This is a genomic window from Oenococcus kitaharae DSM 17330, from assembly GCF_000241055.1.
Classification (GTDB): domain Bacteria; phylum Bacillota; class Bacilli; order Lactobacillales; family Lactobacillaceae; genus Oenococcus; species Oenococcus kitaharae.
On the sequence record NZ_CM001398.1, the window covers coordinates 279648 to 303262 of the forward strand.

At 41.8% G+C, this 23615-nt stretch carries 28 protein-coding genes and 3 tRNA genes; 11 read left to right on the top strand and 20 right to left on the bottom strand.

Annotated elements, in window-relative coordinates; translation table 11 throughout:
- The first annotated feature begins 9 nt into the window (after window positions 1-9).
- From OKIT_RS01370 to OKIT_RS01395, 6 genes are all read left to right on the top strand, one after another.
- Window positions 10-1149 (top strand): vitamin B12 independent methionine synthase, encoded by a 1140-nt coding sequence (locus tag OKIT_RS01370; RefSeq protein WP_007744663.1) that lies wholly within the window; start codon window positions 10-12, stop codon window positions 1147-1149.
- A 29-nt stretch (window positions 1150-1178) separates the two neighbouring features.
- Window positions 1179-1250, top strand: a tRNA-Met gene (locus tag OKIT_RS01375).
- 78 nt (window positions 1251-1328) lie between these two features.
- Window positions 1329-1790 (top strand): YbaK/EbsC family protein, encoded by a 462-nt coding sequence (locus tag OKIT_RS01380; protein ID WP_007744664.1) that lies wholly within the window; start codon window positions 1329-1331, stop codon window positions 1788-1790.
- Window positions 1791-1810: 20 nt separating this feature from the next.
- The gene (locus tag OKIT_RS01385) at window positions 1811-3157 is read left to right on the top strand and encodes a M20/M25/M40 family metallo-hydrolase (protein WP_007744665.1); all 1347 of its coding nucleotides are present in this window, start codon (window positions 1811-1813) and stop codon (window positions 3155-3157) included.
- On the top strand, window positions 3150-4214 hold the full coding sequence (locus tag OKIT_RS01390) for a methionine ABC transporter ATP-binding protein (protein WP_007744666.1): 1065 nt from the start codon (window positions 3150-3152) through the stop codon (window positions 4212-4214). Before OKIT_RS01385 ends, OKIT_RS01390 begins: the two co-directional genes overlap by 8 nt.
- Window positions 4211-4903: a methionine ABC transporter permease gene (locus OKIT_RS01395; protein WP_007744667.1), complete on the top strand. Its 693-nt coding sequence runs from the start codon at window positions 4211-4213 to the stop codon at window positions 4901-4903. Before OKIT_RS01390 ends, OKIT_RS01395 begins: the two co-directional genes overlap by 4 nt.
- A gap of 53 nt (window positions 4904-4956) precedes the next feature.
- On the opposite strand, the gene OKIT_RS01400 is transcribed toward OKIT_RS01395, so the two are convergent.
- From OKIT_RS01400 to OKIT_RS09580, 17 genes are all read right to left on the bottom strand, one after another.
- The gene (locus tag OKIT_RS01400; RefSeq protein WP_028291813.1) at window positions 4957-5667 is read right to left on the bottom strand and encodes a GntR family transcriptional regulator; all 711 of its coding nucleotides are present in this window, start codon (window positions 5665-5667) and stop codon (window positions 4957-4959) included.
- Window positions 5664-6818: an N-acetylglucosamine-6-phosphate deacetylase gene (gene nagA, locus OKIT_RS01405; RefSeq protein ID WP_007744672.1), complete on the bottom strand. Its 1155-nt coding sequence runs from the start codon at window positions 6816-6818 to the stop codon at window positions 5664-5666. The genes OKIT_RS01400 and nagA overlap by 4 nt, the downstream gene beginning before the upstream one ends.
- A gap of 39 nt (window positions 6819-6857) precedes the next feature.
- On the bottom strand, window positions 6858-8114 hold the full coding sequence (gene clpX, locus OKIT_RS01410) for an ATP-dependent Clp protease ATP-binding subunit ClpX (RefSeq protein ID WP_028291814.1): 1257 nt from the start codon (window positions 8112-8114) through the stop codon (window positions 6858-6860).
- Between the two features lie 79 nt (window positions 8115-8193).
- Window positions 8194-9513 carry a trigger factor gene (gene tig, locus OKIT_RS01415; protein ID WP_007744674.1) on the bottom strand — a complete coding sequence of 440 codons (1320 nt, stop codon included), beginning with the start codon at window positions 9511-9513 and terminating at the stop codon, window positions 8194-8196.
- Window positions 9514-9706: 193 nt separating this feature from the next.
- Window positions 9707-10219 (bottom strand): P-loop NTPase family protein, encoded by a 513-nt coding sequence (locus tag OKIT_RS01420; protein WP_007744675.1) that lies wholly within the window; start codon window positions 10217-10219, stop codon window positions 9707-9709.
- Window positions 10220-10286: 67 nt separating this feature from the next.
- Window positions 10287-10919, bottom strand: coding sequence for an ABC transporter ATP-binding protein (locus OKIT_RS01425; RefSeq protein WP_028291815.1), 633 nt, complete (start codon window positions 10917-10919; stop codon window positions 10287-10289).
- Between the two features lie 8 nt (window positions 10920-10927).
- Complete coding sequence (locus OKIT_RS01430; RefSeq protein WP_007744679.1) at window positions 10928-13081, bottom strand: bacteriocin-associated integral membrane family protein; 2154 nt, start codon at window positions 13079-13081, stop codon at window positions 10928-10930.
- A 130-nt stretch (window positions 13082-13211) separates the two neighbouring features.
- Window positions 13212-13505 carry a lactococcin 972 family bacteriocin gene (locus OKIT_RS01435; protein ID WP_007744680.1) on the bottom strand — a complete coding sequence of 98 codons (294 nt, stop codon included), beginning with the start codon at window positions 13503-13505 and terminating at the stop codon, window positions 13212-13214.
- 197 nt (window positions 13506-13702) lie between these two features.
- A complete protein-coding gene (locus OKIT_RS01440) occupies window positions 13703-14575 on the bottom strand; it encodes a helix-turn-helix domain-containing protein (protein WP_007744682.1) in 873 nt (290 codons plus the stop codon).
- Window positions 14576-14847: 272 nt separating this feature from the next.
- Window positions 14848-15720, bottom strand: coding sequence for a helix-turn-helix domain-containing protein (locus OKIT_RS01445; RefSeq protein ID WP_007744684.1), 873 nt, complete (start codon window positions 15718-15720; stop codon window positions 14848-14850).
- A 222-nt stretch (window positions 15721-15942) separates the two neighbouring features.
- The gene (locus OKIT_RS01450) at window positions 15943-16719 is read right to left on the bottom strand and encodes a hypothetical protein (RefSeq protein WP_007744685.1); all 777 of its coding nucleotides are present in this window, start codon (window positions 16717-16719) and stop codon (window positions 15943-15945) included.
- On the bottom strand, window positions 16716-17339 hold the full coding sequence (locus tag OKIT_RS01455; protein ID WP_007744686.1) for an ABC transporter ATP-binding protein: 624 nt from the start codon (window positions 17337-17339) through the stop codon (window positions 16716-16718). The genes OKIT_RS01450 and OKIT_RS01455 overlap by 4 nt, the downstream gene beginning before the upstream one ends.
- 10 nt (window positions 17340-17349) lie before the next feature.
- The gene (locus OKIT_RS01460) at window positions 17350-17979 is read right to left on the bottom strand and encodes a hypothetical protein (protein WP_007744687.1); all 630 of its coding nucleotides are present in this window, start codon (window positions 17977-17979) and stop codon (window positions 17350-17352) included.
- Window positions 17967-18668, bottom strand: coding sequence for a hypothetical protein (locus OKIT_RS01465; protein WP_007744688.1), 702 nt, complete (start codon window positions 18666-18668; stop codon window positions 17967-17969). The genes OKIT_RS01460 and OKIT_RS01465 overlap by 13 nt, the downstream gene beginning before the upstream one ends.
- The gene (locus OKIT_RS01470) at window positions 18665-19363 is read right to left on the bottom strand and encodes a hypothetical protein (RefSeq protein ID WP_007744689.1); all 699 of its coding nucleotides are present in this window, start codon (window positions 19361-19363) and stop codon (window positions 18665-18667) included. The genes OKIT_RS01465 and OKIT_RS01470 overlap by 4 nt, the downstream gene beginning before the upstream one ends.
- Window positions 19364-19477: 114 nt before the next feature.
- Entirely contained in the window at window positions 19478-19930 is a 453-nt protein-coding gene (locus OKIT_RS01475; RefSeq protein ID WP_241778149.1) for a DUF2712 domain-containing protein, read from the bottom strand.
- Window positions 19931-20077: 147 nt separating this feature from the next.
- Entirely contained in the window at window positions 20078-20245 is a 168-nt protein-coding gene (locus OKIT_RS09580) for a hypothetical protein (protein ID WP_007744691.1), read from the bottom strand.
- A gap of 195 nt (window positions 20246-20440) precedes the next feature.
- On the opposite strand from OKIT_RS09580, the gene OKIT_RS01485 reads away from it, so the two are divergent.
- The 5 genes from OKIT_RS01485 to OKIT_RS01505 all read left to right on the top strand — a co-directional run bounded on the left by OKIT_RS01485 (window position 20441) and on the right by OKIT_RS01505 (window position 22395).
- The gene (locus tag OKIT_RS01485) at window positions 20441-20860 is read left to right on the top strand and encodes a cytidine deaminase (protein ID WP_007744692.1); all 420 of its coding nucleotides are present in this window, start codon (window positions 20441-20443) and stop codon (window positions 20858-20860) included.
- 143 nt (window positions 20861-21003) lie between these two features.
- Entirely contained in the window at window positions 21004-21270 is a 267-nt protein-coding gene (locus OKIT_RS01490; RefSeq protein WP_007744697.1) for a hypothetical protein, read from the top strand.
- Window positions 21271-21413: 143 nt separating this feature from the next.
- Complete coding sequence (locus OKIT_RS01495) at window positions 21414-21641, top strand: hypothetical protein (RefSeq protein ID WP_007744699.1); 228 nt, start codon at window positions 21414-21416, stop codon at window positions 21639-21641.
- A gap of 180 nt (window positions 21642-21821) precedes the next feature.
- Window positions 21822-22061: a type II toxin-antitoxin system PemI/MazE family antitoxin gene (gene mazE, locus OKIT_RS01500; protein WP_007744700.1), complete on the top strand. Its 240-nt coding sequence runs from the start codon at window positions 21822-21824 to the stop codon at window positions 22059-22061.
- Window positions 22039-22395: a type II toxin-antitoxin system PemK/MazF family toxin gene (locus tag OKIT_RS01505; RefSeq protein WP_007744701.1), complete on the top strand. Its 357-nt coding sequence runs from the start codon at window positions 22039-22041 to the stop codon at window positions 22393-22395. Before mazE ends, OKIT_RS01505 begins: the two co-directional genes overlap by 23 nt.
- Before the next feature lie 183 nt (window positions 22396-22578).
- Here OKIT_RS01505 and OKIT_RS01510 read toward each other — a convergent pair.
- The 3 genes from OKIT_RS01510 to OKIT_RS01520 all read right to left on the bottom strand — a co-directional run bounded on the left by OKIT_RS01510 (window position 22579) and on the right by OKIT_RS01520 (window position 23567).
- Window positions 22579-22651, bottom strand: a tRNA-Thr gene (locus tag OKIT_RS01510).
- A 70-nt stretch (window positions 22652-22721) separates the two neighbouring features.
- A tRNA-Asn gene (locus tag OKIT_RS01515) sits at window positions 22722-22794 on the bottom strand.
- A 122-nt stretch (window positions 22795-22916) separates the two neighbouring features.
- On the bottom strand, window positions 22917-23567 hold the full coding sequence (locus OKIT_RS01520; RefSeq protein ID WP_007744702.1) for a TetR/AcrR family transcriptional regulator: 651 nt from the start codon (window positions 23565-23567) through the stop codon (window positions 22917-22919).
- Window positions 23568-23615 lie beyond the last annotated feature (48 nt).

The window sequence follows — 23615 nt, forward strand, 5'->3', positions numbered from 1 at the left end:
GACAAAATCATGTCAGAAAATACAGATACAGTTACATTAGTTAAGCCGCCTTTTAGAGCCGATATTGTCGGCAGCCTGCTGCGGCCGCGAGATTTAAAGGACGCACATGCACAATTAGCAGCCGGTCAGATTGATCAAGCCCAGTTGTTAGAAGTTCAGCATAAAGAAATCAAGCGCATCGTTGATGAACAAGTCCAACTCGGATTAAAAGATGTGACTGACGGCGAATTTTCACGCAGCTGGTGGCATTTGGATTTTCTCTGGGGACTGAATGGTGTCGGTAAATATGATTATGAAAAAAGTTATAAGTTTCACGGCAGCAAGACGCGTACAGATAACGCCGAACTAATTGGAAAAATTGCTTTTAATCCTGATCATCCCTTCTTTGCCGCCTTCGGCTACTTGAAATCAATCACGCCTAAGGGTGTTCTGCCTAAGCAGACAATTCCATCTCCCAGTCTGCTCTTCCGCGACAACCGTAGTGATAACTGGCATCAGTTTTACGATAATTGGCAGGATTATTTGTCCGATATTGTCACTGCCTATCGTCAGACCATCTTGCATTTTTATGAATTGGGCGCACGTTACGTTCAATTAGACGATACGACTTGGGCCTTTTTGATCAGCAGTTTAAATGCCAGCAAAGATGATCCGGACAAACACGCTGCTTTTGAAAAAATTGCGACTGACTCTGTTCAGATTATCAACCAAATTCTGGATGGTCTGCCTGAAGACTTAACTGTCACAACACATATCTGTCGTGGTAACTTTCAGTCAACTTACTTGTTCTCTGGCAGCTATGACACGATTGCCGACTATCTTGGTCAGTTAAATTACGACGGTCTCTTCTTGGAATACGACAGTGACCGTTCCGGTGGTTTCGCGCCCCTAACCAAGATTTGGAATCAAGATAAAAATAAAAGAATCGTCCTTGGGATCGTGACATCGAAGTTTCCTGAATTAGAGAGTCAAGAATTATTAGTTGATCGTATTAAAGAGGCTTCAACTTACGTACCCCTTTCTAATTTGGCCATCAGCACCCAATGTGGGTTTGCGTCCACTGAAGAAGGCAACAAGTTAACCGAAGCTCAGCAATGGGATAAGTTAAAACTCGTGATCCAGACTGCCAAAACTGTTTGGCCTGAATAAGTTTCAAAGCGCACAAAGCGCTTGGTTCTAGTGATGTCGAGCAGCGGCCACTCAATTGCTTCATAAGCAATGTTATGCAGGTTCGACTCCTGCCGTCACGTTCGGATCCTATAAGATCCCTCACGAAAAATCCGAAAGCATAAACTTGTGCTTCAAATAAAGTTTAAAAGGAGCAGCATATGTCAGTTGCAAAAGTGGCAGATTATTTTCAACAATACGGACTGGCTGACAGAATCCATGTTTTCCAAAAATTGACTGCGACTGTGCAAGAGGCAGCCGAGACATTAGGCATTCAAGCCGACCAAATCGCTAAGACTTTGGCTTTTGACTTGGATGGCAGCCCGTTAGTCGTCGTCACCAGCGGATTGACACGTGTCTCCAATCAAAAATTCAAGGCCAGTTTTGGAAAACGACCGACCATGATCGCCAACGATAAATTGGAACAAATAGTCGGTTACGTGGCCGGCGCTGTCTGTCCTTTCGCCTTGAATCCCGGCGTCCGTGTTTATCTGGACCGTTCATTAGAAAAACACGACCTCTATTATCCAGCCGCCGGAGATGTGAACGCAGCGATTAGATTGTCCCTACAGGAATTGGAAAAATACTCGCACCCGGCCGCCTGGGTCGATGTTGCTAAATAACAAATTTAAAAGGAGAAAAAATGCCTGAAAAAACAGAAATTAGACAAGAATATTTGGATAAACTCGCTGACTTGATCAAGATTCCCAGCGTTTCAGCGAAGAAAACCGGTTTAAAAGAAGCTAGTCAGCTGATCAGCGGCTACTTCCAGCAATTAAAGGCCGATCAGGTCGCCATCGATGATGAATTTGAATTCCCGCTCGTGATTGCCAAATTCAAAGCAGCAAAAGCAGGTGCAAAGACCATCTTGATTTACAACCATTATGACGTCCAGCCGGCCGAACCTTTTGATCTTTGGCACAGTGATCCTTGGACTTTAACCCAGCGCGATGGTAAACTTTTCGGCCGCGGCGTTGATGATGACAAAGGCAATTTATTGGCGCGTTTAACTGCTTTAGCTGAATACTTGGACGCCCACGATCATCAATTACCAGTCAACATTGATTTTGTCGTCGAAGGTTCTGAAGAAACGGCTTCACGCGGCCTTTCCGACTATCTGATCAAACACGCAGCCGAACTGCAGAATGATTTGGTTATTTGGGAATCCGGCGGCTATAATAGCAAAGATCAGCAAGAAATTAACGGCGGCACTAAGGGTATTGTGACTTTTGATTTAGTTGCCAAGACGGCTGATCGTGATTTACATTCCAGTTTGGCACCTGTTATCGATTCAGCTGCTTGGCAATTATTAGAGGCGATTAATTCCCTGCGTAATCCGGACGGCACGATCGCAGTCAAGGGTGTTTATGACACAGTCCGCCCAGCTAGCACGCGTGAACAGGATCTGGTCGAAAAATACTCAACCATTGATCAGCATTTATTAGTCAACGATTTCAAACTAACAGCGCCGCTTTTAAACAGCAGCACCCGCGAGGAATTATTAAAAGCCCTCTACTTCTCGCCGGCTTTGAACATCGAAGGCATCAGCAGTGGTTATGAAGAGGCCGGTGTGAAAACTGTTTTGCCTGCCCAAGCTGTGGCCAAACTTGAAATTCGCTTGGTTCCGGACCAAGATCCGCATGATATTTTTGATAAAGTCGCAGCTCACTTGAAGGAAAAAGGCTTTACAAATGTCAAAGCCGTCTATACTTTAGGCGAAAAACCCTATCGCTCTGACCTCTCAGCTGACGAAATCCAGCGTGTGATTGCGATTACGAAGCATATTTATGGTGATGATATTTCCTTGCTGCCGACTTCGCCAGGAACCGGCCCGGCGGCTTATTTTTACGACAACTTTAAATCGCCGATCGCAGCTGTTGGTATTGGCTATGCTGCTTCAGCGGATCATGCACCGGATGAAAATGTCCGTTTGAAAGATTATGATGATCATATCGAATTTATTAAGGAACTAATTAGCAGTTATGAGTGATCCAATCATCGATTTTAAAGATGTCAGCGTCCATTTTCAAAACGGCAGCGAGGCCGTAGATGCGGTTAAAAACATCAATTTACAGATTAAAGCTGGCGAGATTTTTGGCATCGTCGGTTATTCTGGTGCCGGTAAATCAACACTGGTTCGCTTGATTAATCTGCTGCATAGCCCGACATTGGGTGATATTTCTGTTGCCCACGTTCACAGCGTGGCGAACGGGCAAGTCTTAATCAAGGGCAAGGCTCTGCGGCAGTTGAGGCAAAAAATCGGCATGATTTTTCAGCATTTTAATCTGTTAGATCAGTCGACCGTTTTGCAAAACGTGCTTTTTGCCTTGAAACATTCTGGTCTTAACAAAACAGCACGCATCGCCAAGGCCAAAAAATTGATTGACCAGGTCGGGCTAACAGACCGGATTGATAACTATCCAGCTCAATTATCCGGCGGCCAAAAGCAGCGTGTCGCGATTGCCAGAGCCTTGGCTAATGATCCGGAGATCCTGATTTCTGATGAAGCAACCAGTGCCTTGGATCCAAAAACGACCAAGCAGATTCTCCAGCTATTAGCGGATCTGAATAAGAAGACCGGTGTCACGATTGTCTTGATTACGCATGAAATGCAGGTGGTAAAAAACATCGCCGACCGTGTTGCCGTCATGAAAAACGGTGAAATTATCGAGCAAAATGCGACTTATGATATTTTTGCCAATCCGCAAAAAGCTTTAACCAAAGAATTCATCGAGACAGCTTCCGGCAGTCAAGAAGCGCTGGAAAAGGTCTTGCAGCAGCCTGAAGTCAAACAGCTTCCCAGTAATGCACTTCTTGTCGAACTATCATTTAGCGGCAGTACGACTGGTGAACCAGTGATCTCCCTTTTGGCAAAAAAGTTTGATGTGACCGCTGATATTTTATACGGCAACGTTGAAAGCATCCAGGGGATCGCCATCGGCACGCTGATTGTGGTTCTGCAAGGCAGCAAGGCAAACATTCAAAAAGCCTTAGCAGAAATTAAAGACAGGAAAATCGGTTTGCAGACGATCAAGGAGGGAAAATGATTAACTGGTTAAATAAAATCATGCCCAATGTGATCTCAATGGGCTGGGGCGGCGACTACGGCTGGTGGCAATCTATCTATCAGACTTTGTTTATGACGCTTTTTTCAGCCCTGATTGGCGGTTTAATCGGGCTGATTTTTGCCATCATTCTTGTCCTAACAGATAACGACGGCATTTTGCCTAACCGGCCGGTATTCTGGCTGGCCGATAAAATCGTTTCCGTCTTCCGCGCAGTCCCTTTTATCATTCTGCTATTCGTTATCTCACCCTTTACACACCTGCTGATTGGCACCACCTTAGGCGCAACAGCTGCCTTGGTTCCCTTGAGCCTATCCGTCGCACCTTTTTATGCTCGCCAGATTCAAGTCGTTTTGAAAGCTGTTGACCCAGGCAAAATTGAAGCTTCTCAGGCACTTGGCGCCAACAATTGGGATTTGCTCGTAATTTATATGAAAGAAAGCCTGCCGGAAATGATCCGTGTGTCGACTGTGACTTTGATTAGCCTGATCGGGCTAACAGCCATGGCTGGTGCGATTGGCTCTGGCGGCTTAGGCAACACGGTCGTCACCTTCGGCCAGCAGTCCAAATACGATGTGGTCTGGGTTGGTACGATTCTGCTGCTTCTATTAATTTTCGGTATCCAAGCAATTGGTGATTGGTGGGCCAAACACAGCAATCACGCCGTATAGCCATAAAAAAACACCCCACAATTGAGGTGTTTTTATTTGTCCAAGTATGATCGTCACTCACGCTGCAAATAAACGCGATAACGGTCACCAGCGTAGTAGGTTTGTACGAATTCAAAAGGTTTACCATCGGTTAGATAAGAAGTCTGCCTTAAGAAAAGCGCTGCCTGGCCGTTGGTTAAATCAAGGCGTTTACAAATATTGACATTCGGAACCAACGCAGAAAATTCCTGAATTGCCTTGCCAAAACGAAAACCCTTTTCTTCCAAGTATTGATACAAACCGCCCGCCATCTCATTTCGCGTGATGTTGCCAACTAAGGCAACAGGAACGGTCGTAATTTCATAGGCAATTGGTTCATCATCACCGTAACGCACACGTTCCATCGTAATCACATCTTGATCACGGCTGATTTCCAAATTCGAGGCCTCAATTAAAGACGGCTGATGGCGTTTTAAAAAAATAAATTTCGTCTTAGCTGTCTTACCTTGCGAACGCATAATTTGTGTAAAACTGGTCACGCCCTTTAAATTTTCTGAGACTTCATTATTTTGTGCTGACACATAAGTGCCTGACCCCGGTTTGCGCAGCAATTTGCCTTGGTTAACCAATAGTGTCGTTGCTTGGCGCAGCGTCATGCGCGATACTTTATATTCTTGGGCTAGTAAACGCTCTGATGGCAGCCGGCTGCCGCTTTCAAATTGCTGTTTGTCGATTCTTTTTGCTAAATCATCTCGGATGCGAAGAAACACTGGCACACTACTCATAAGGCTGCAGCGGCTTTTAAGCCATCTCCATCCACAAAATTGTCCAACAGATCCTGCTGGTCATTTAAAATGTTAAAGTTCGCCCGTTTGCCGGCTTCCAGCGTACCAACATCAGACAGACCGAACTCACGCGCCTGATTCACAGAGGTCATCTGGACAGCATCTTCGATACCGGCACCTGTAAATTTCTGGACATTCTTAAATCCAAGAATATATTTCAGAACAGATCCAGCAAGGTGGCCATTTTCTAAACGTGCAGCGCCATCTTTGATAATCACTTTCTGACCGCCTAATTCAGAAACTTCGTTTTCCTTTTGTCCCTTGGCGCGCATCGAATCGGTGACAATTTCAATCTCGTGCGGGCCCTTCAGCAGATAAGCCAACTTCACCATTTCACCCGACACATGAACGCCATCCGTAATTAATTCCACTTTCACGGAAGGCGTCAAAACACCATAACCCGTCACACCGGGCTCGCGGCCTTCCAGCTGCGACTGACGATTGTACAAATGCGTCACATGCGTCGCTAAAGTCTGGCCTTTATTCATCTTGAAATAAGACTGATCCGTATGCCCGGCGGACAATACCACGCCCATATTATGCAGGCCGGCTTCAAAATCCGAACCGGCTTCTTCTGGTGCATATGTCAGTAATTTGATCAAGCCATTAGCCGATTGCTGCCATTGCCTAAACAATTCCAAATCTGGTTTGATCACATATTGTGCCGGCTGAGCACCATTCATTTCCGCATTAATAAAGGGGCCTTCCAAATGAATACCGCGAATCATCGAATTATGTTCAGCGGCTTGGGCAATCGACTTTAAAGCTGCATCGATATGCTCTTTAGTCTGTGTGATCGTCGTCGGAAAAACAGTCGTGATCCCTTCTTGGCGCAAATGCTGCGTGAAACGGTTCAAACCGTCAACATCGGCATCCATCGTATCAAAACCATAGCCACCATGCGTATGGACATCGATAAAGCCCGGCACCAGGATACTGCCGGCTGTCGTTTGAACAAGCTCATCATCAGCTTCCGGCGTGAACTCAGCCATACTGCCAAGCGCTTCAATTGTATTAGAAAAGCGCAGAAAGCCATTTTTCAAGACTCCTGCGCCAGTATAGATATCAACATTCTTAATTAATTTAGCCATAGCTCCATTATATATTGGTCTATCCCAATTAAACAAGCATTATGAAGCTAAAGCTTTTTTGGAAGCTGCAATCATCTTTGGCTGAGACTTGCCATCGACAGCTGCTTTGGTGACGGTCACCTGTGTAATTTCAGGTTTTGACGGAATCTCGTACATGGTTTCTTTCATCGTCGCTTCCATAATTGACCGCAGGCCACGCGCACCGGATTTCTTCGTGATCGCAATTTTAGCCATTTCTTTTAAGGCACTGGGCTCAAATTCAAGCTTGACGCCGTCTAAAGCGAACAAAGCTTGGTACTGTTTGACCAAGGCATTTTTCGGCTTCGTCAAGATTTGGACCAAATCATCTTCATACAGAGGATCCAAGACAGAAATAATTGGCAAACGACCCAAGAATTCCGGAATCAGCCCGAACTTGATAATGTCTTGATCGGTCAGCTGAGTCAAAGGATTCTCTTTGTTAAATTCCTGCTTGGCTTGCTGGTCTTCGTGACCGAAGCCGATCATTGATTCGCCAAGACGATCGCGAATTACCCCATCGACACCGTCAAAGGCGCCACCGACGATAAAGAGAATGTTCGTGGTATCGACTTGAATGTATTCTTGCTGGGGGTGCTTGCGGCCACCTTGTGGTGGTACCGAAGCAATCGTGCCTTCCAGCAGCTTTAGCAAAGCCTGCTGGACACCTTCGCCGGAAACGTCACGCGTGATGCTGACATTTTCGGATTTCTTAGCAATTTTATCGATTTCATCGATATAAATAATGCCGCGCTGGGCTTTTTCAACATCAAAATCGGCTGCCTGCAAAAGCTTTAAGACAACATTTTCAACATCTTCGCCCACATAACCAGCTTCAGTCAAGGTCGTTGCGTCAGCAATGGCGAAAGGCACATCCAGCATCTTGGCCAAAGACTGTGCTAGATAGGTCTTACCTGAACCAGTCGGCCCGACCATCAAAATATTTGACTTCTGCAGTTCGACATCACTTTTGTGTTCCAAAGATTCATTGACACGCTTGTAATGGTTGTAAACTGCGACAGCCAAAGTCTTTTTAGCCTCCGTCTGTCCAATCACGTAATCATTTAAGCGATTGACGATTTCTTTTGGTGTTGGTAAATCATCAAGAATGAGTGTCTGCTGCTCGTTGGCCAATTCCTGATCAATGATCTGCTGAGCCAAAGCCACACATTCATCACAAATATAAACACCGGGACCAGCGATTAATTTTTTCACCTGATCCTGCCGCTTGCCGCAAAAAGAGCAAGCGATCGTTGATTGCATCGATTCTACGTCCATAGCGTCTATTATATCAAAGTTTGCATATTACAAATAGTTATGAAAGCAAATAAAAAAACGCTTAATGCGTTTTTAATGATTACTTCTTTGCAACTGCTTTAGCGTTGCTGACAATGATGTCAACGGCTTTTTGAATCTTCAAATCGTGGCTCAGAAGACCGGCAGAAATTGATTTTTCAACTTCAGCTTCTTTGATATTGTACTCAGTAGCCAAGCTCTTAACCTGGGCATTGATCTCATCGGCAGTTGGCTGCACCTTCTCGGCACGGGCAACGGCTTCAAGCACCAAATTAGTCTTGACACGGTTAGGCGCACCTTCTGTCATCTGCTGAGTCAGCTGTTCTTGGCTTGTACCAGTGATCTGGAAATACATCTGCGGCTGGATGCCTTGAGAAGCCAAATTATTGAAAAAGTTCTGAGTCTGACGAGAAATGTCGTCCTGCAATAATTCATCAGGCAACTTGTCAGGATCCAAGCTTGAAGCGTCAACCACTTTTTGGATGGCGGCGTCTTCGAATTGGTCCTGGCTCTTGTCAGCTTTGTCTTTAGCGAGCTTTTCCTTCGTCTTGGCCTTCAATTCCTCAAGAGAAGAAACAGTATCGTCAACATCTTTGGCAAATTCATTGTCCAAAGCAGGTGTTTCGAGCTTCTTCAATTCGTGGATTTTAACGGCAAAAACGGCTTCCTTACCAGCCAAATCCTTGGCCTGGTATTCCTTAGGGAACGTTACTTTGACATCGACATCGTCACCAGCCTGGTGTCCGACCAATTGGTCTTCAAATCCAGGGATGAATTGTCCTGAACCCAAGCTTAAGCTGAAGTTCTCAGACTTGCCGCCGTCAAAATGATTGCCATCGACAGCACCATCAAAATCAATCACAACCGTGTCGCCGTTCTCGGCTTTGTCGCCTTCTTTAGCAGGCACCAACTCAGCTTCGCCTTTTTGCAAACGAGCTAATTCAGCGTTCAATTCATCATCGCTGACTTCATCGGACTCTTTTTCGACTTCGATGCCCTTGTAATCACCCAACTTAACGGCTGGTGCCAAAACAACTTCAGCATGAATCTTCCAAGGACCGCCATGCTTTAAATCATCAGGAATGATCTGCGGACGGCCAACGACCGTGATGTCGGCATCAGTCACAGCCTGATCATAAACGTCTGGCAGAATCGCATTGAGAGCATCTTCATATAGTGCTTCTTCACCAAAACGTGCCAAAAACATGTCTTTGGATACATGCCCCTTTCTAAAACCAGGGATGTTGATTTTATCTTTTTGCTGATTAAAAGCTTCGTCCAAGCCACCGTTAATTTGTGCGGCCGGAATTTCGAAACTAAGAGTGCCTTTGTTGCCTTCGCCGGCTTTGAAAACGGCATTGGTCTTAATAATATCTACCATTATTCCTCCAGATACGTACCTATAAAATTATATCACTCGAAAGATTGCCTTCATTTATTACCTTTATATTGGTAGGAAAGAAGACCTGTTTTGCAAAAACGAACATAGATTAAGCCTGTTTAAGTGTCTATATCCTTTGATAATTGCATTTTTCAGCATAACAAAAAAAGACCAAAAGGTTTTACAAAATACACTATTTATCCAAAGGTTTTCCCACCGCAACACCAATATCTTGACAGATGATTTTCAATAAATCGTCAGGGCTGACTGTCTCATCGATGATTCTTTCCTGAGCAAGCCCGAGCACATCATGTGGAATGAACCAAGCGGCCATTTCCTTTTCGCCAAATGTCGCTCCCTGCTTGCTCTGATGCCTTTTTAAAGTCTCTTGGAAAGGCAGATCATAATAGTAAGCAAAGACATTGTCCTCCGGCAATAGAGTCTGCCGCAGCATCTGGCCATATTTGCTGCTAGGCAGGATACCCTCTAAAATGACGCAATCACAGTGTTCCTGACCATAAATCAGCATATTTTGAATTAAGCCGATTGCTAAATTATGCGGCTTGTCGGCTACCTTCAGCATGCCGCGGCGCACAAGGTCTTGTGATATCAGCAAATTGCCGGCTCCTAATAAAGCATGCAAACGGTTAGCGACAGTCGTCTTGCCGCTGCCAGAATTTCCGCGAATCACAATCGTTTTTGCCATCTGTCCTCCTGCATGGAGATTATTCTATGGCAGAACACGACAGAAAAACGGTGCTTTAGCCAGATCTTCACACAATTTCAATCACACGGTCAGTCTGTTTAGCAACATCGGGATCGTGAGTCACAATAATCACAGTCTTACCTTGTTTGTGCATAGCAGTCAAAAGGCTCAGCACCTCATCGCGATTTTCATGGTCCAATGACCCAGTCGGTTCATCAGCCAGCACAAGATCACCTGGCTTAATCAAAGCCCGCGCAATGGCGACTCTTTGCTGTTCACCACCCGAGAGCTCGAAAATTTTCCCTTGGCTGTACCCTGATAAGCCCACTTTATCAAGCGTGGCAGCAATCAAAGCTTTTTTCTGTGCCTTGCTGGCTTTATAATATTTCAGCGCCAGCATCAGATTATCCTCGGCTGTCTCAGTCTCAATCAAAGCAAAATTTTGAAACAGATAATTGATTTTATCGCGGATCATGATTTGTGCTAAACGCGAATTGGCTTTAATATTCTTTTTCCCAAAAAACAAATATTCACCGGCATCAAAATTCTCAATCAATCCCAGGATATTCAATAAGGTCGATTTCCCCGAACCGCTCGGCCCTGTAATCGCCAGCAATTCACCAGCTTGAATCGTCAAATCAAAATGATGAAAAACGGTTTTCTTGCCAAAACTTTTTTGTAAGTGCCTCATTTCGATGATCGTGTCAGTCATGATTGTTCCCCTTTCAATGTCAGTGCTAGACTACTTTTCTCTCTAATTAGAATGAAGGCAACCGATATAGCGGCATCTAGCGCGATCAGCAGCAGGACAAAGGGAAGCAGCAGCATGGAACGCCCAAATATCATGATGGCCGCTAGCTGAATAATATATGAAGCGGCAAAACTGATAATCTCTGTCCGGTAGCGGTCAAATAATTTAATTCCTAATAAACGCTCAACGGCCAAACGATTAGCCTTGCTTTGGATAATGCAGGCTAGTAGGAAGATTGAAGAGACAAGGCTTAGGAAAAAGACAGCCAAGGTTACTGCTGATGAACGGTTAATTACTTCTGTATCAGTGGATGCCTGATCGGCCAGTAACGAATTATCTGTGACAAATTGCAGCTGCAGAGGCCTAAAGAAATTAGAATGGCTAATTGTCTTGATATTGCTGCGATTAGCAGCAGTATTTTGGATTTTGATCGGATTGTTAATCCCGTTGTTGGTTAATATGATTTTTTCAAAAAAAGTCGCATTATTGTCGTCGAAAATCTGAAAAATAGGTTGAGCAAAATTATCTTTAGTATCAGCGCTGTATGGGAAAACCGAGAGCTGAGGGTCATCGTAGTAATCAATCTGCACCGGAATATCAGTCAGATTAGTCCGCTTTTCTTCAGCCGAAGATAAATCACTGAAAATAAGATTTTGACACAGGTACTTAGTCTTAGCCGCTTGTTTTTTATAGGAAGCAGGTACTATGAACTGGCGGATATTACTTGGATTTTTTCTTAATTCCAGCTGTCGATTATGAAAATGCTTAAAATAATTTTTGTTGACCGTCATGGCTGGAAACTTGCTGCGTGCGAAATATAAGGATTGATTTTCTTTCTTTTGCGCGCCGCCCGTAGCGTATGGTTTAGTCATCTCACCATTTATGTATACGGCATCAGTTGACCTTTCTAGTTTTTTAAATAACACAAATAATTTGTCCGACGTTTGGTGTCCTCCTAACAAACTATCCTGAAATTCACTATTTGATTCGTGATACTGATTGAGCGTCAGGACTCGACCGTTTTTTTGCCAGCTGCGATTAAACGCATTCTGCTGCATCAGCGCATGTACATTATTGCCAATAAAAATCAGTAAGGCAGTAACCAACAACATCATGACGCCTTTCATGATCAGGCAAAGAACATTCCCCAGTCGAAAATTAAGAAAATTCTTCAATAATTTGCTAATTGTCACTTGCTTGATCGTTAGATAGACAAAAGCATTTAGGATAAGAAACAGAAGCAGAATGAATAATTGCGACATAAGTAGAGAAAGGAAAAAGCCACTGGGCCGATAACGGAAATAAAACCAAGCTGTCGCATCAATTAACATAGATACTAGGATAATGACGCATATGTTCGTTTTAATAAAATCCCAAAAAATCGACCTGTTGCTAATACCATTAAGTTTCTTAATCCCGATCTCTTTGATTTGTGCCAGGGGCGTGTAGATGATCACAATAGCCAAAACTAATATAGTCATCACAATAATTAGGACAAACAGCATCAGTGAAATATTGATAAAGCTAGTGCCGCTGCCATAGCTGGACGTTAACAGCACCTTGGGACTAACGGCAAAAAACTGACTCAATTTATTGACAACGGCCGTCTTATTAATTGATTGAGTCGAGGAAACTGTATAAGTGCCATTGAGCGACTTGTCATCTTGGCGATAATAGCGGGCCATTGTCTGAAGCTGCACTTTATTAGCTGACCAAAAGACGGGGATAGACCCCGCTTGATAGCGGCTGTCAGTTTTAAAACTTGTGTAGATACTTTGGCCATTTTTAAATAAGTTGTGCGGACGAAGATGGAATTGTTGAAAAGGAAAACTGCTTTTTTCAAAAACAACCGACTTTAAGACAACATCACTATTCTGTCCTTTTGTATCTGTCCTAAAAATTGAGACTTTTTCTTTATCGGCTAATTGCCTGAAAAAGGCCAGTTCTTGTCGGGCAGTTCTATTTGTATTCGAAATATAAAACTGGAAAGAGGATGGCGTCTGCCCCAGATTATTAACAGTGATATAGTCTCTAGTCTCGTAAATATTGATGACAAGAAAACTGGCAAATATAAGCGCAATCAGCAAGCACAATGACGTAATTTTTTTCATGGCAAGAACCCTCTAAATGACCAAAAAGTCCATAATAACTGTACCACTTATTGTAGTACAGTTATTGAAAATAAACAGATTATTTTGAAATAACCTGTTTGTTCTGGATGAATTATTTGTTCATACCAATCTAAAACCCATAATAATAACTCATTCTAGTTGGGGGAAAGTGTTGGATACTGGCTTTAGACCAGTGGCCAGCTGCTCCTGTGCTTGTATTTGTTTCCGACCCTCTAACAACTTTTGACCAGTGCGACCTGCTACCATGATAATAGTTCGAATAACCATAGTCACCATTCCACCCCACGCCATAGTTCCAGGTGCCTCCACTAACATTTGCAGCAAGAGCAATCGTGGAAAAACCAAAAGTACCAACAGTCAAAGTCACAATGACAATTTTTTTAATTTTGCTTCCAAAAGTCATATTTAAGTATCTCCAATCATAATGATCAATAAACAACAAAAGTTCATAACTAATTAGATCAAGGTATCGCGCACTAAGTTCGATACCTTAGCTTCTTTATACAGCGATCTGTTAAGCACAGATCAAAATTATCAGATACTATCAAAAAGCACTTTTTAAATCTTTTTTTAGTAGCAAAAAACGAGTTCTTCACAAATTTAAAAAGGGTGTTCTTGGAGAAATTTTTCTTGATATTCTTCATAAGAGGACGCTAATTGCTTAGAGCCAATAATTCTTAACGTATGAATAAGCGAACTATTATCTTGTAATGCATCAGAATTTTTAGATAAAAGATTTTTGAAAAAAGCCAACTTGATTCGAATCACGCTTGCTTCTTGACTCAATTGAGCATTCTCAAAAAATCTCACTAATTGTTGTGCCCCGGCTAAATCGTTTCGATTTAACAACACTTCTACAGCATTTACAATTGCCGTAAGAGCATACTCTTGATTATCATGCACATGAGCCATCTTGCTGATCTTAAAAGCAAGCTCCTTCATGATCGAATGAATCATTTGAGAACTTAAAATGGTCAGACAATTATTAAATATACTAATTTGAAAATTGCCCCAGTTTTCAACTGCCATCAAATAATCAAATAGCTGATTATTAATCTCGGGTTCTACAACAAAATTAGGATCCAGATCTTTAATCAAAGCAACCACCACCGCTTGTATCAATATGCCAAAATTACTTTCCTCGTTTTGATATCGTTTAGCAACATCATCCAGAGCCTCCCTTAGGCTTCTGATATCTTTATGAACATAATCTTGGTAGATTTTGTTTATTAAATCCTGGTAGCTGCGGCCAAAATCTGGTTCAATTAACTGAATAAACTCATCAGCGCTTATATGTAGCCTATCGAGGAGCATTATTACTTTCGCAAACGAAAGGTTGAGATCACCTTTCTCAAATTTGTTCAATGACGAAATAGAAGTAATACCAGCAACGAGGTCAGGCCCCTTATATTTCTCTTCTTTCCTCAATTGCCTAAAAGTTTCACCGATTTTTTTTGCTTCTAATTTCACCATAACTCTAGAATAATATAATAATAAGGTGAGTGCTGGATTACAAAAATAAAAAATTGAATCCCGCACGACGAGGCAGAATCAAAATGAAAAAAGCGAGTTCTTTAATTTTGCTCATTTTTGGCGTAATTATTGTAATCGGCGGCAGCCTTCAAGCGGAACATAAATCTAAGCCAATCGTGTCCGCTCAGCAATATCTCCAAAAATAAAAATCTATGTCTTGGAAGTATATTGAAAGTTCGATCCGTCTGAAGTGGTTTTGTTGTACCCTAAAATCAATTATTCTGACTATAAAACTCATTCATATAAGCCTGGTAAGCAGCAGCTAATTGTTTGGAGCCGAGCCGATCAAGTGAAAGGAGTAAGGCACCATTACTTTTCTTGGCCTCCTCAGCGTCTAAGAGTAGAAGATTTTTTAAAAAAATGAGTTTGAACCGTGCCAATAGAGAAATCTCTGGGATATCCATTGACTCGATATCGTTCACCAATTCCTTAGCATAGATGAAATCTTTTCGGTCAATCATGGCATCAATCGTGTTGACTAAAGCTAATAATAAATATTCTGAATTTTTTGAGTTTAACCTATGCTCCTCGTGCTGAGTAATCATCTCTTTAGCCATGATCTCAATCACGCGTGAGCTGATAATCGTCAAGCAATTGCCAAAAACCGTGATTTGAAAATTCTGCCAGCCACCAACTCTCAACAAATAGTTGGTCAAGTCCGAAACAAGTGCTTGATTAACTGGATAGTTGTGATTCAAATTCTTCAATAAAGCCATCGTTGTGGCAGCACATACGAGATCAAAATGGTCTTTATTAGACTGATACTGATGCAAATGAGATATAAAAATGTCCTCTAAATCAACCAGCTTATTCTCGCTATATAAAACATTCATCTGATTCAAAAAAATTTGATACTCATTATTGAAATTAGAATCTGTGATTTGAACGAAATCATCCAAATCAACATGCATTTTTTCCAGTAATTGAACCACTTTGATAAAAGACAAATTCACATCATTTTCTTCAAATTTATAAAGAGTCGAGACAGACAAAATACCATCTGCCACGGTGCTTGCAGAATATCCCCGCTCTTTTCTGATGGTTTTAAATTGTGTGCCTAGTGAGTGAGTTCGAGGATCATACATAGCTCTATAATAGACGAAAATGAGTAGCTTAAAATGAAAGGATTGCTTATGAGGAAATTCAGCGAAATTTTGAAAATGTTAGTCGGCATTGTTATTATTGTTGGTACTAATCGTATTATTAATGGTCTTCAGGTATTTTACGAGTTACCTCAACAGTGAGTGCAAAAAAGCAAGGGACTATGCATCCCTTGCTTTTTCAAAACATCATTTTGTCAACACAAATTACTTTTTAATAGGTGTCAAAAGAATTTTTAGATTTGGATCAATGACATTTGTCATACTGACTCGTATAAGGCGATTTTTTTGGACTCTCAAGAGCCCTTCTTTCATTCCTGCATCGTGTTTACTTGGTCCTTTATAGAGTCCCACAAGGAAATGATCTTTTTCGACACTTTGCATGACTGTAGAACCATCATACTTTGTTAACTCTAGGCTTAAATTTGTACCTGGCTTACCATCTGTAGCATGTGGCTCCTGCACAGACATCTTGCCTTCATACGTGACATGATAACTGCCCACCGGAATTTGAACGTCGGGTAAGTAATTACCCGGATTAGTAATGACATAACTATCGCCTTGTTTCTTTAAGGGACTAAATTTCGTCGGTGTTAATTGAATAGTTCTACCAGCTTCTAAACTAGTTGTTAAATTACCTATTAAGAGCAGTCCTTGCTCATCCAGCTGAGGTGTCAAACCATCCATGTTGAAATATTGTGTTGTCCCCCCAGTCAGGTGTGCATCATAAAAACCAGGAATTACTTTCATATCAGCGATCGTTTTGCTATCGATAGGCCCTGTCAGAGTTATGGCTTTGGCTGGATTCCTGTTTATATAATTGTTTGATTGGCCTGCCTTACCGACTTTTTTAACCTTAGGCACATAATTTCTGGCAGCATTTTGGCTGATTCTTTGGCTCAAAAAATTGTAGCTTAACAGCCCAAAGAGGCCAAGGACAATGATAATGAAAGCAATTAAAGAGGCTTTTTTACTGCTTCTCATACTAATTTACCTTCTTCCATATTGAAGACCTGATCTGCCAAGATGGACAAGTCTTCTGGATTATGACTTGCTAGAATAATCGTGGCACCGGCTTCCTTTTCCGCTTCAAAGATTCGGCGCATTTCTTTCACGCCCTCAATATCAATCGCATTAGTCGGTTCATCTAATAAAATCAATTTCGGTTTTTCAAACAGGGCTTGCGCAATCGCGGCCCGCTGCTTCATACCTAAAGAATATTGACGCACCTTTCGCTTATCTGTAGGATCCAACCCCACGCGTTTGATTGTCGCATCAATCATTTCCGGACTAGCCACTTTGCGAATTTTAGCCAGTAAAAGGAGATTTTTTCTTAAAGTGAATTCCGGCAGAACATTATTGTTTTCAATGAGCAAACCAAGTTCAGACGGAAAATCAATATCTCGGTGCAGGACTTTCCCATCAATAGTAATACTGCCTGAGTCCAAACGGATTAAGCCGGCAATCGCTCGCAGCAGCATCGTTTTGCCAGCACCGTTTCGGCCTTTTAGCCCATAAATTTTGCCAGTCTCGAAGGTCAAAGATAGATTGTCTAAGACCGTCTTATGGTTAATGGTTTTGATAATATTTTTAACTTCAATCATATGTATCTCCTTAGTGTGATCCAAAAAATTCTTTGCGTTGCAAAAAGAGGGCCGAGATGCACAAAACACATATGGTTGCTACACAAAGACCCAAGTAGCTCCATATCGGCACAGCGATGTGATTAATCAAAAAGAAGGCGGCCAGTCCAGCTGGTAATCGAAAAACTAATAAAGCTGTTAATAAAATCGCGCTAATAATCAGTAAGGCTGGGCCCGGTGAAAATAGCAGTTCAAATAACATATATAGACTGGTAAAAAAAATGTAGCCCATAATTAATGAAAAAAATTGTGGCCACAGGGCATTTTTTTCAAAAATGAAAAAGTCAGCCAACAGAATAAGCAGAGGATTAATAATTAAAATCATGACATTTCGTAAGTAGGTCTTCACGAGTAAATGCCAACGTGCCTTATAACGAATCAATTGATTCAGCGTGGCACCCGTCTCCCACTCTTTGACACTACCAACAATTGGCAAAAAACTAGTTAGTAACAAACCAAAAAAGAAGATGCGAGTAACAAGACTAACGTGCATATAATCAAAAAAATAGACAGCTTGGTGGCCTCGGCTCTGCATCAAAAAGGTTAGTAAGACCATCACGCTCAAGATAGCAAAGCGTAATCCATAGTTTACTTTATCCATTCGCGTCTCCGAATACTGTTTTGAAAAAAAATGTATAAACAGAAAAGAATAACTATATAAATAAATAAACCAAAAGTAGCGTAGCTAATTCCCGCTCCTAAAGCGTGAGGCGCGGCAAAAAGGGTTACTTGGGTTTGAGAAAAAATCGAATTGTTCAAAAGAGGCAGAGGAAGATAGGCAATCACAGCCATCACAGTATTGATAATTAGTCCTATTAGTATAGAAGACCAAGAAGTATAATTCATCACAATTTGTACAAGAGAGATAATGATTAATGTCCAGCCCAGAGATAAGGCGACCTGTAACGTCCATAGAACTAAAAAAGTCACCAATTCTGCACTACTTGGATTAAATTGAAAAATACGAGTCCAAGGTAACAGCCAATAGATTAAGGCAAACACAAAAGTGAGCTTCAGTGTCTTAATCATATACATACGGGAAAGTAGACTGCTTTTTTGTAGACGTACAACAGTCTGCACCGGAACCGCAATATTGATCGACCAATAAATAAGGAAAATAACTGAAAAAACCGTCTGCCAGTTAAGCCGGTAAAAGTAGATACCACCAGCTTCAGATGTTAACCAATCTCGATAAGTAATGGCCGACCAAGAGATACCAAAGACATAGCAGATGACCAAGAACAGAATCATCAGGAGAGTCGAGAACAAAAAGCGTGGATTTTTAATCATTCCAGTTCTCCTCGTTTGCGCCAAAAATAAATTGCCAAACTAAAAATCGCCAAGATGGCAAGAAGGTCTATCCAAGCATTCGCCCAATCTCGAACAAGTACCAAAGGTGCAAAGGTCTGAACCAAGGTCCCTATATTGAAAATTTGGCTACCTAACAAGACAGTAGCTAAGACTGTAACGGTTAAGACTTGATAAAAGCGATTCAGGATCAAACTAAAAGAAATCATCAACATGCCGACTAGAAAAGCGGCCAACAAAAACAAAGCTAGATAAAGCCAAAAGGTTGCCGCAGGATGCCGAAATTGCCAGAGTAAAAAATCATATTTAGGTATTTTTGGTGCAGACTGGAACATTTGTGCTTGACCATCCCATCTCGTAAAAGGAAATAATCTCAAAATATAAATGAGCAGGGCGTTCCATAATAAAGGCACAGCGAATAAAATCACACTGCTAATACCAGCACCGATATAATGGCCGCGCAGAAACTTGGCCACACCTACCCGACTCGCCACGTTATAAGCTTGGCCGGACTCAAAATCATTTAGCAAAGCAAAACCAGATCCCAACAAAATCCAGACGGGAAATAAACCAATCGTGAAAGCAATCAATAAATGACCGATATATGCCGCAACCAAACTGCTAGCCATAAAAGTTGAGAGCCAAGCAATTTTTGTGAAAGATTGTCCACTTGCCATTACGACATGTTGGATCGCATCAACGCTAGTTATGACAGTTAACACAAACAAAACGCCCCAAAAGCGTTTTGTCCAAATAATACGTTCTAAGCTATATCTAATCATAATTAATAGTTACCAAGTCTCCTCATCCCATGCACCAGTGATATAAAATACAGATGGTGTCCAAGTAGGATTGAATACTGCCATGCGGACATTCTGTTGACTTGCGTTAGAATAGGCTCCGCTATATACATACGGATAAGCTGGACCGGTATAGGCATTTTTGGTCGGCGAAGCAAGTGCTCCATTCTGCGATCCGTATAAATGAGCCGAATAGTAAGAGCCATTGCCTTCAGTTGAAGTATACACACCAACTTTCCATGGATTCGCCGTGGACTTCGTTTGTCTATAGCGCCAGCCTGTTGTTGATTCCTCCTGATAAGATTGGATTGTAAAAGCAAATCCAATATTGTTGTCAGACGCAAAAGTCGGTAAAGCGACACCGGCAACCAGTGAAAAAGCTAATACAAATAATGCAATATACTGCTTACTTATGTTTTTCATAAAGCCTTCATTTTTTCTCAAAAAATATAATTTATTTTGAGAAATTTTCTCCTTTTTTAAAATTCGGCACTTTATTTACAGGTGCCTTGTTTTTATTTATACCACGGCTTTTTTATTTTGGGAGAACTTAGCAGGATATTGATAAAAATCGAGCATTTTTTCAATCATTTATTCTTTTTTACTAAAATGCTCGCCAATCACACTCACAGCGATGCAAATAATCACGAGAGCCACATCAATAACTTGAGCGTTAGGCACGCGATAGAATTGCAGCAGCAACACGGCGGCTAACAAAATAACGATCGGCAATACTTTAAAGAGAAAACTTTTCTTCACGAGAGACTTCCTTATACGATATGAGACATTCCGACTAATTCCTGCCGATGTTTCATCATCTTGCATTAATGATACCGCTTTCAGTATTACCTCACCGTTCACCCTACGCATGGGTCTCAATTATAAATGACAGCATTTTATCGACTTCTTAAGCAGCCGGCCATCTTTGAGAGAAAATGAGAACAGGTATTTAAAATGAACAAAGAAATTGTACAAGAACAAGCGTTATTTGACCAGGTGAAGCAGAATTTAGAAGCACATTATCCAACAGGCTGGGGTGGTTCCGCTGGTGTTTTACTGGAAGATGGTTCAATTTTGACCAGTATATCACCGGATTTTCCCAACGCCGCTTCGTCCGTCTGCATGGAATTGGGTTCTTATCTGCAAGCGGCCAATTTGAACAAAAAAATAACTCACAGTCTGTGTTTGGTCCGGGAAAACGAGAAATCAGCTTTCCAAGTATTGACGCCTTGCGGTATTTGCCAAGAACGACTTAACTTTTGGGGCGACCAGGTTCTTTGTGCGGTTGAGATTGACAAACATCATTCAGTCCAATATCTTCCTTTAAAAGAACTCCAGCCGCATCATTGGCTGAATGTGTATCGGGAACAGTAGAAAAAACCAATAATTTTGTGTTACTAATCCGTGGCGCAACACCAACGCAACAAATTGTTGTGCTTTTGATGTACTAAGCCAGTGTTCACATGTTACATTAAAACTAATCCAAAATAGGAAGAAACAGAACTATTAATATTTATATGAAAAACTTAAAACAACTAACAAAATCAGCTTTAGCTTACGTTCTGTTGTTCGTTATCTTAGATTTGCTTATCATCTTTGGCTTGCGAGGCGTGATCGATCTGATTGCTGGACGAGGATATCGCTTCTCCAACTATTTACAGCATAGTTGGATAGACAGCCTTCGCACCTTCATCTTCTTTTTCTTTTGGGGCTGGGTCGAATATTCGTATCGAAAACACCAGGCTAAAAAGCGAGCCAATGTCAGTAACACTAATCCTAAATGAAAGCTGATAGAAGAATGATCCGGATGATCCTTTAACCATAGGAGCTGATTATTGATCAGACAAGACAAACAAATTTTACAATCACAGATCAACAACACAGAAACAGAGATTCAAGTGACTGGCCGCCTGGCTAAAAAGCTGAGTTGTTTAATGAAAGTCAAAGCGGCAACCTTGGAAAAATCAATTATTCTCCTTCGACCAATATCAGCCTTGATCATCAACTGCGCCGAGTCCTCACTGAGGCCGGCATCTCCTTGCTGCAAGCTTATCGAGTTATTCGGTTGCTACCTGTTGATGTCCTGCTGCAGATTCTCAGAGCATATGACATCAGCGGAAAGCCAGATGGGCTTGTTTTGACAAGAAAATATTGAACCAAGTCAGCAAGTAGCAAACAGCATAGACTTTTCCTGAAGCTCAGTTCGAGAGGCCTTAGAGGGTCGTAGCTATTGGTGACTTAGCTGTCTAAGGCAACATGAAGACCGGTGTTTTTTGCTTTTCAAACAGTCCTCGTATATACTTAATATATACAAAGACATACGGGGGTTAACGCAATGATTGGTGCCACAGTTAAAATTAGAAAATCCGGCAACTCAAATATTCTGACACTGCCTAAAGAGATAAAGCCAACTGCCAAAGAGTTTACCGTTTTCCAGGGTCGTGATGGTGAAATTGTCTATACACCCAAGAAAACCAACCCTTTCAAAGATGAAAAATGGGTCCAAGCACACGAACACTTAACCCAAAAAGAAGCGTTTGGAGGTTCGGATTTTGACACCGAGTTCTCAGATTAACTATATTCCGGATCAGCAGGATATTATCTATATTGACTTCAATCCCTCCGTCGGTGAAGAAATTAGAAAACGCCGTCCAGCTCTCGTTCTCAGCAGCCAAAATTATTCTCGCGTGACTGATTTAGCTGTCGTCTGTCCAATAACAAGTTCCGAAGATAATCGTTTGAAAGATTTTTTCATTCCTGTTTCTGGCGCTTCCACCGTCCACGGCTATATCAATCCACTGCAATTTCATACTTTCGATTACAAAAAGCGTCATGCACAAAAAGTCGGTCTGCTTCCCACCTCATCTTTTATTGAGGCTAAACAGACTATTTTGGATCTTCTTGAATAGTGGTCATGAAAAGTTCCTAATTTAGGAACTTTTTTCTGTCGAACAAACCCAGGAGACGAATTACTGCTTTTAGAAAAGCTTTTATGAGTTAAACGACTGCCGCGCTTTTTGTGTACAAACATACAAAAACAGCGTTATATCAAGCTTTCTTACACTTGATATGACGCTGTTTTATAAATATGCTGCCGACTGGCGGGTTCGAACCGCCGACCCCCGGTTTACGATACCGATGCTCTACCAACTGAGCTAAGTCGGCTAGACTTATTAGAATCTGCCCAAGCATTTCCAATAAAAAACGGTTGGCTGTGAAATCAACCGACCGCAAACTCCGACTGTCGGGCTCGAACCGACGACAACCTGATTAACAGTCAGGCGCTCTACCAACTGAGCTAAGTCGGAATAATCATGTTGCTGAACAACCATTTAAGTTTAGGGCATTTTCAAACGCAGGTCAAGCAAATTAACCCAACAACTTATTCTACTATAATATTCAAAAACAGTGGCCATCCTCATGACGAAAATCAGTTTTCATACAGGTCCTTTAACATTTCCTGCCGTTTATCATCATTGACATTCAGCAAACCAAAATAAAACAAATCAGTCAATTGTGTCACCCAGGTCTTCAGATCAATTCCCTGCGCCCAGCGGCTATTCTTCGGATCGGCAAAATAACTGGTCCAAATCTTAAAATACAGCATCAGCGATTGATCATTGATTCGCGAAGCGATATAGCCGCTGCTTCGGACCTGGGCGATCATATATTGCCAAAAAACGGTCAATTCCTGTTCATAATAGTCATAAATCTCGTGATCGCCATTTTGCCCTTGGTATTCGGCGACAACATCTTCAAAAAATACTTTGGAGAACTCCCGCGTCTCTTGTTGGGAAAACTGAATGACTTTTAAGAAATTTTGCGGCTGATCGACAGACAAATCAGATAGGGCTTGTTTCATATTTGCCAATTCACGCTGGATCAAATCTTTCAGTAAAGCCTTAAAAAGCAGCCGCTTGGAAGCAAAATACTTATATAAAGTCACTTGCGATACGTGAGCCGTCTGGGCAATCTGACTCACTTTGGCAGCTTGATAACCAATCTGATTGAAAACAGCATAAGCAGCTTGTAAAATTTTGTCCCGTTGCTGGGACTTATTTTTTTCGCGTTTTCCTGACATGACTGAACTTATTATATCGCTAAACTGAGCTATTTTTCTAAAAAGTGA

Bases quoted from the DNA above. Each gene is read 5' to 3' on its own strand.
- OKIT_RS01370 (WP_007744663.1), top strand. From the start codon at position 10: ATGTCAGAAAATACAGATACAGTTACATTAGTTAAGCCGCCTTTTAGA.
- OKIT_RS01380 (WP_007744664.1), top strand. From the start codon at position 1,329: ATGTCAGTTGCAAAAGTGGCAGATTATTTTCAACAATACGGACTGGCT.
- OKIT_RS01385 (WP_007744665.1), top strand. From the start codon at position 1,811: ATGCCTGAAAAAACAGAAATTAGACAAGAATATTTGGATAAACTCGCT.
- OKIT_RS01390 (WP_007744666.1), top strand. From the start codon at position 3,150: ATGAGTGATCCAATCATCGATTTTAAAGATGTCAGCGTCCATTTTCAA.
- OKIT_RS01395 (WP_007744667.1), top strand. From the start codon at position 4,211: ATGATTAACTGGTTAAATAAAATCATGCCCAATGTGATCTCAATGGGC.
- OKIT_RS01400 (WP_028291813.1), bottom strand. From the start codon at position 5,667: ATGAGTAGTGTGCCAGTGTTTCTTCGCATCCGAGATGATTTAGCAAAA.
- nagA (WP_007744672.1), bottom strand. From the start codon at position 6,818: ATGGCTAAATTAATTAAGAATGTTGATATCTATACTGGCGCAGGAGTC.
- clpX (WP_028291814.1), bottom strand. From the start codon at position 8,114: ATGGACGTAGAATCGATGCAATCAACGATCGCTTGCTCTTTTTGCGGC.
- tig (WP_007744674.1), bottom strand. From the start codon at position 9,513: ATGGTAGATATTATTAAGACCAATGCCGTTTTCAAAGCCGGCGAAGGC.
- OKIT_RS01420 (WP_007744675.1), bottom strand. From the start codon at position 10,219: ATGGCAAAAACGATTGTGATTCGCGGAAATTCTGGCAGCGGCAAGACG.
- OKIT_RS01430 (WP_007744679.1), bottom strand. From the start codon at position 13,081: ATGAAAAAAATTACGTCATTGTGCTTGCTGATTGCGCTTATATTTGCC.
- OKIT_RS01435 (WP_007744680.1), bottom strand. From the start codon at position 13,505: ATGACTTTTGGAAGCAAAATTAAAAAAATTGTCATTGTGACTTTGACT.
- OKIT_RS01440 (WP_007744682.1), bottom strand. From the start codon at position 14,575: ATGGTGAAATTAGAAGCAAAAAAAATCGGTGAAACTTTTAGGCAATTG.
- OKIT_RS01445 (WP_007744684.1), bottom strand. From the start codon at position 15,720: ATGTATGATCCTCGAACTCACTCACTAGGCACACAATTTAAAACCATC.
- OKIT_RS01450 (WP_007744685.1), bottom strand. From the start codon at position 16,719: ATGAGAAGCAGTAAAAAAGCCTCTTTAATTGCTTTCATTATCATTGTC.
- OKIT_RS01455 (WP_007744686.1), bottom strand. From the start codon at position 17,339: ATGATTGAAGTTAAAAATATTATCAAAACCATTAACCATAAGACGGTC.
- OKIT_RS01460 (WP_007744687.1), bottom strand. From the start codon at position 17,979: ATGGATAAAGTAAACTATGGATTACGCTTTGCTATCTTGAGCGTGATG.
- OKIT_RS01465 (WP_007744688.1), bottom strand. From the start codon at position 18,668: ATGATTAAAAATCCACGCTTTTTGTTCTCGACTCTCCTGATGATTCTG.
- OKIT_RS01470 (WP_007744689.1), bottom strand. From the start codon at position 19,363: ATGGCAAGTGGACAATCTTTCACAAAAATTGCTTGGCTCTCAACTTTT.
- OKIT_RS01485 (WP_007744692.1), top strand. From the start codon at position 20,441: ATGAACAAAGAAATTGTACAAGAACAAGCGTTATTTGACCAGGTGAAG.
- OKIT_RS01490 (WP_007744697.1), top strand. From the start codon at position 21,004: ATGAAAAACTTAAAACAACTAACAAAATCAGCTTTAGCTTACGTTCTG.
- mazE (WP_007744700.1), top strand. From the start codon at position 21,822: ATGATTGGTGCCACAGTTAAAATTAGAAAATCCGGCAACTCAAATATT.
- OKIT_RS01520 (WP_007744702.1), bottom strand. From the start codon at position 23,567: ATGTCAGGAAAACGCGAAAAAAATAAGTCCCAGCAACGGGACAAAATT.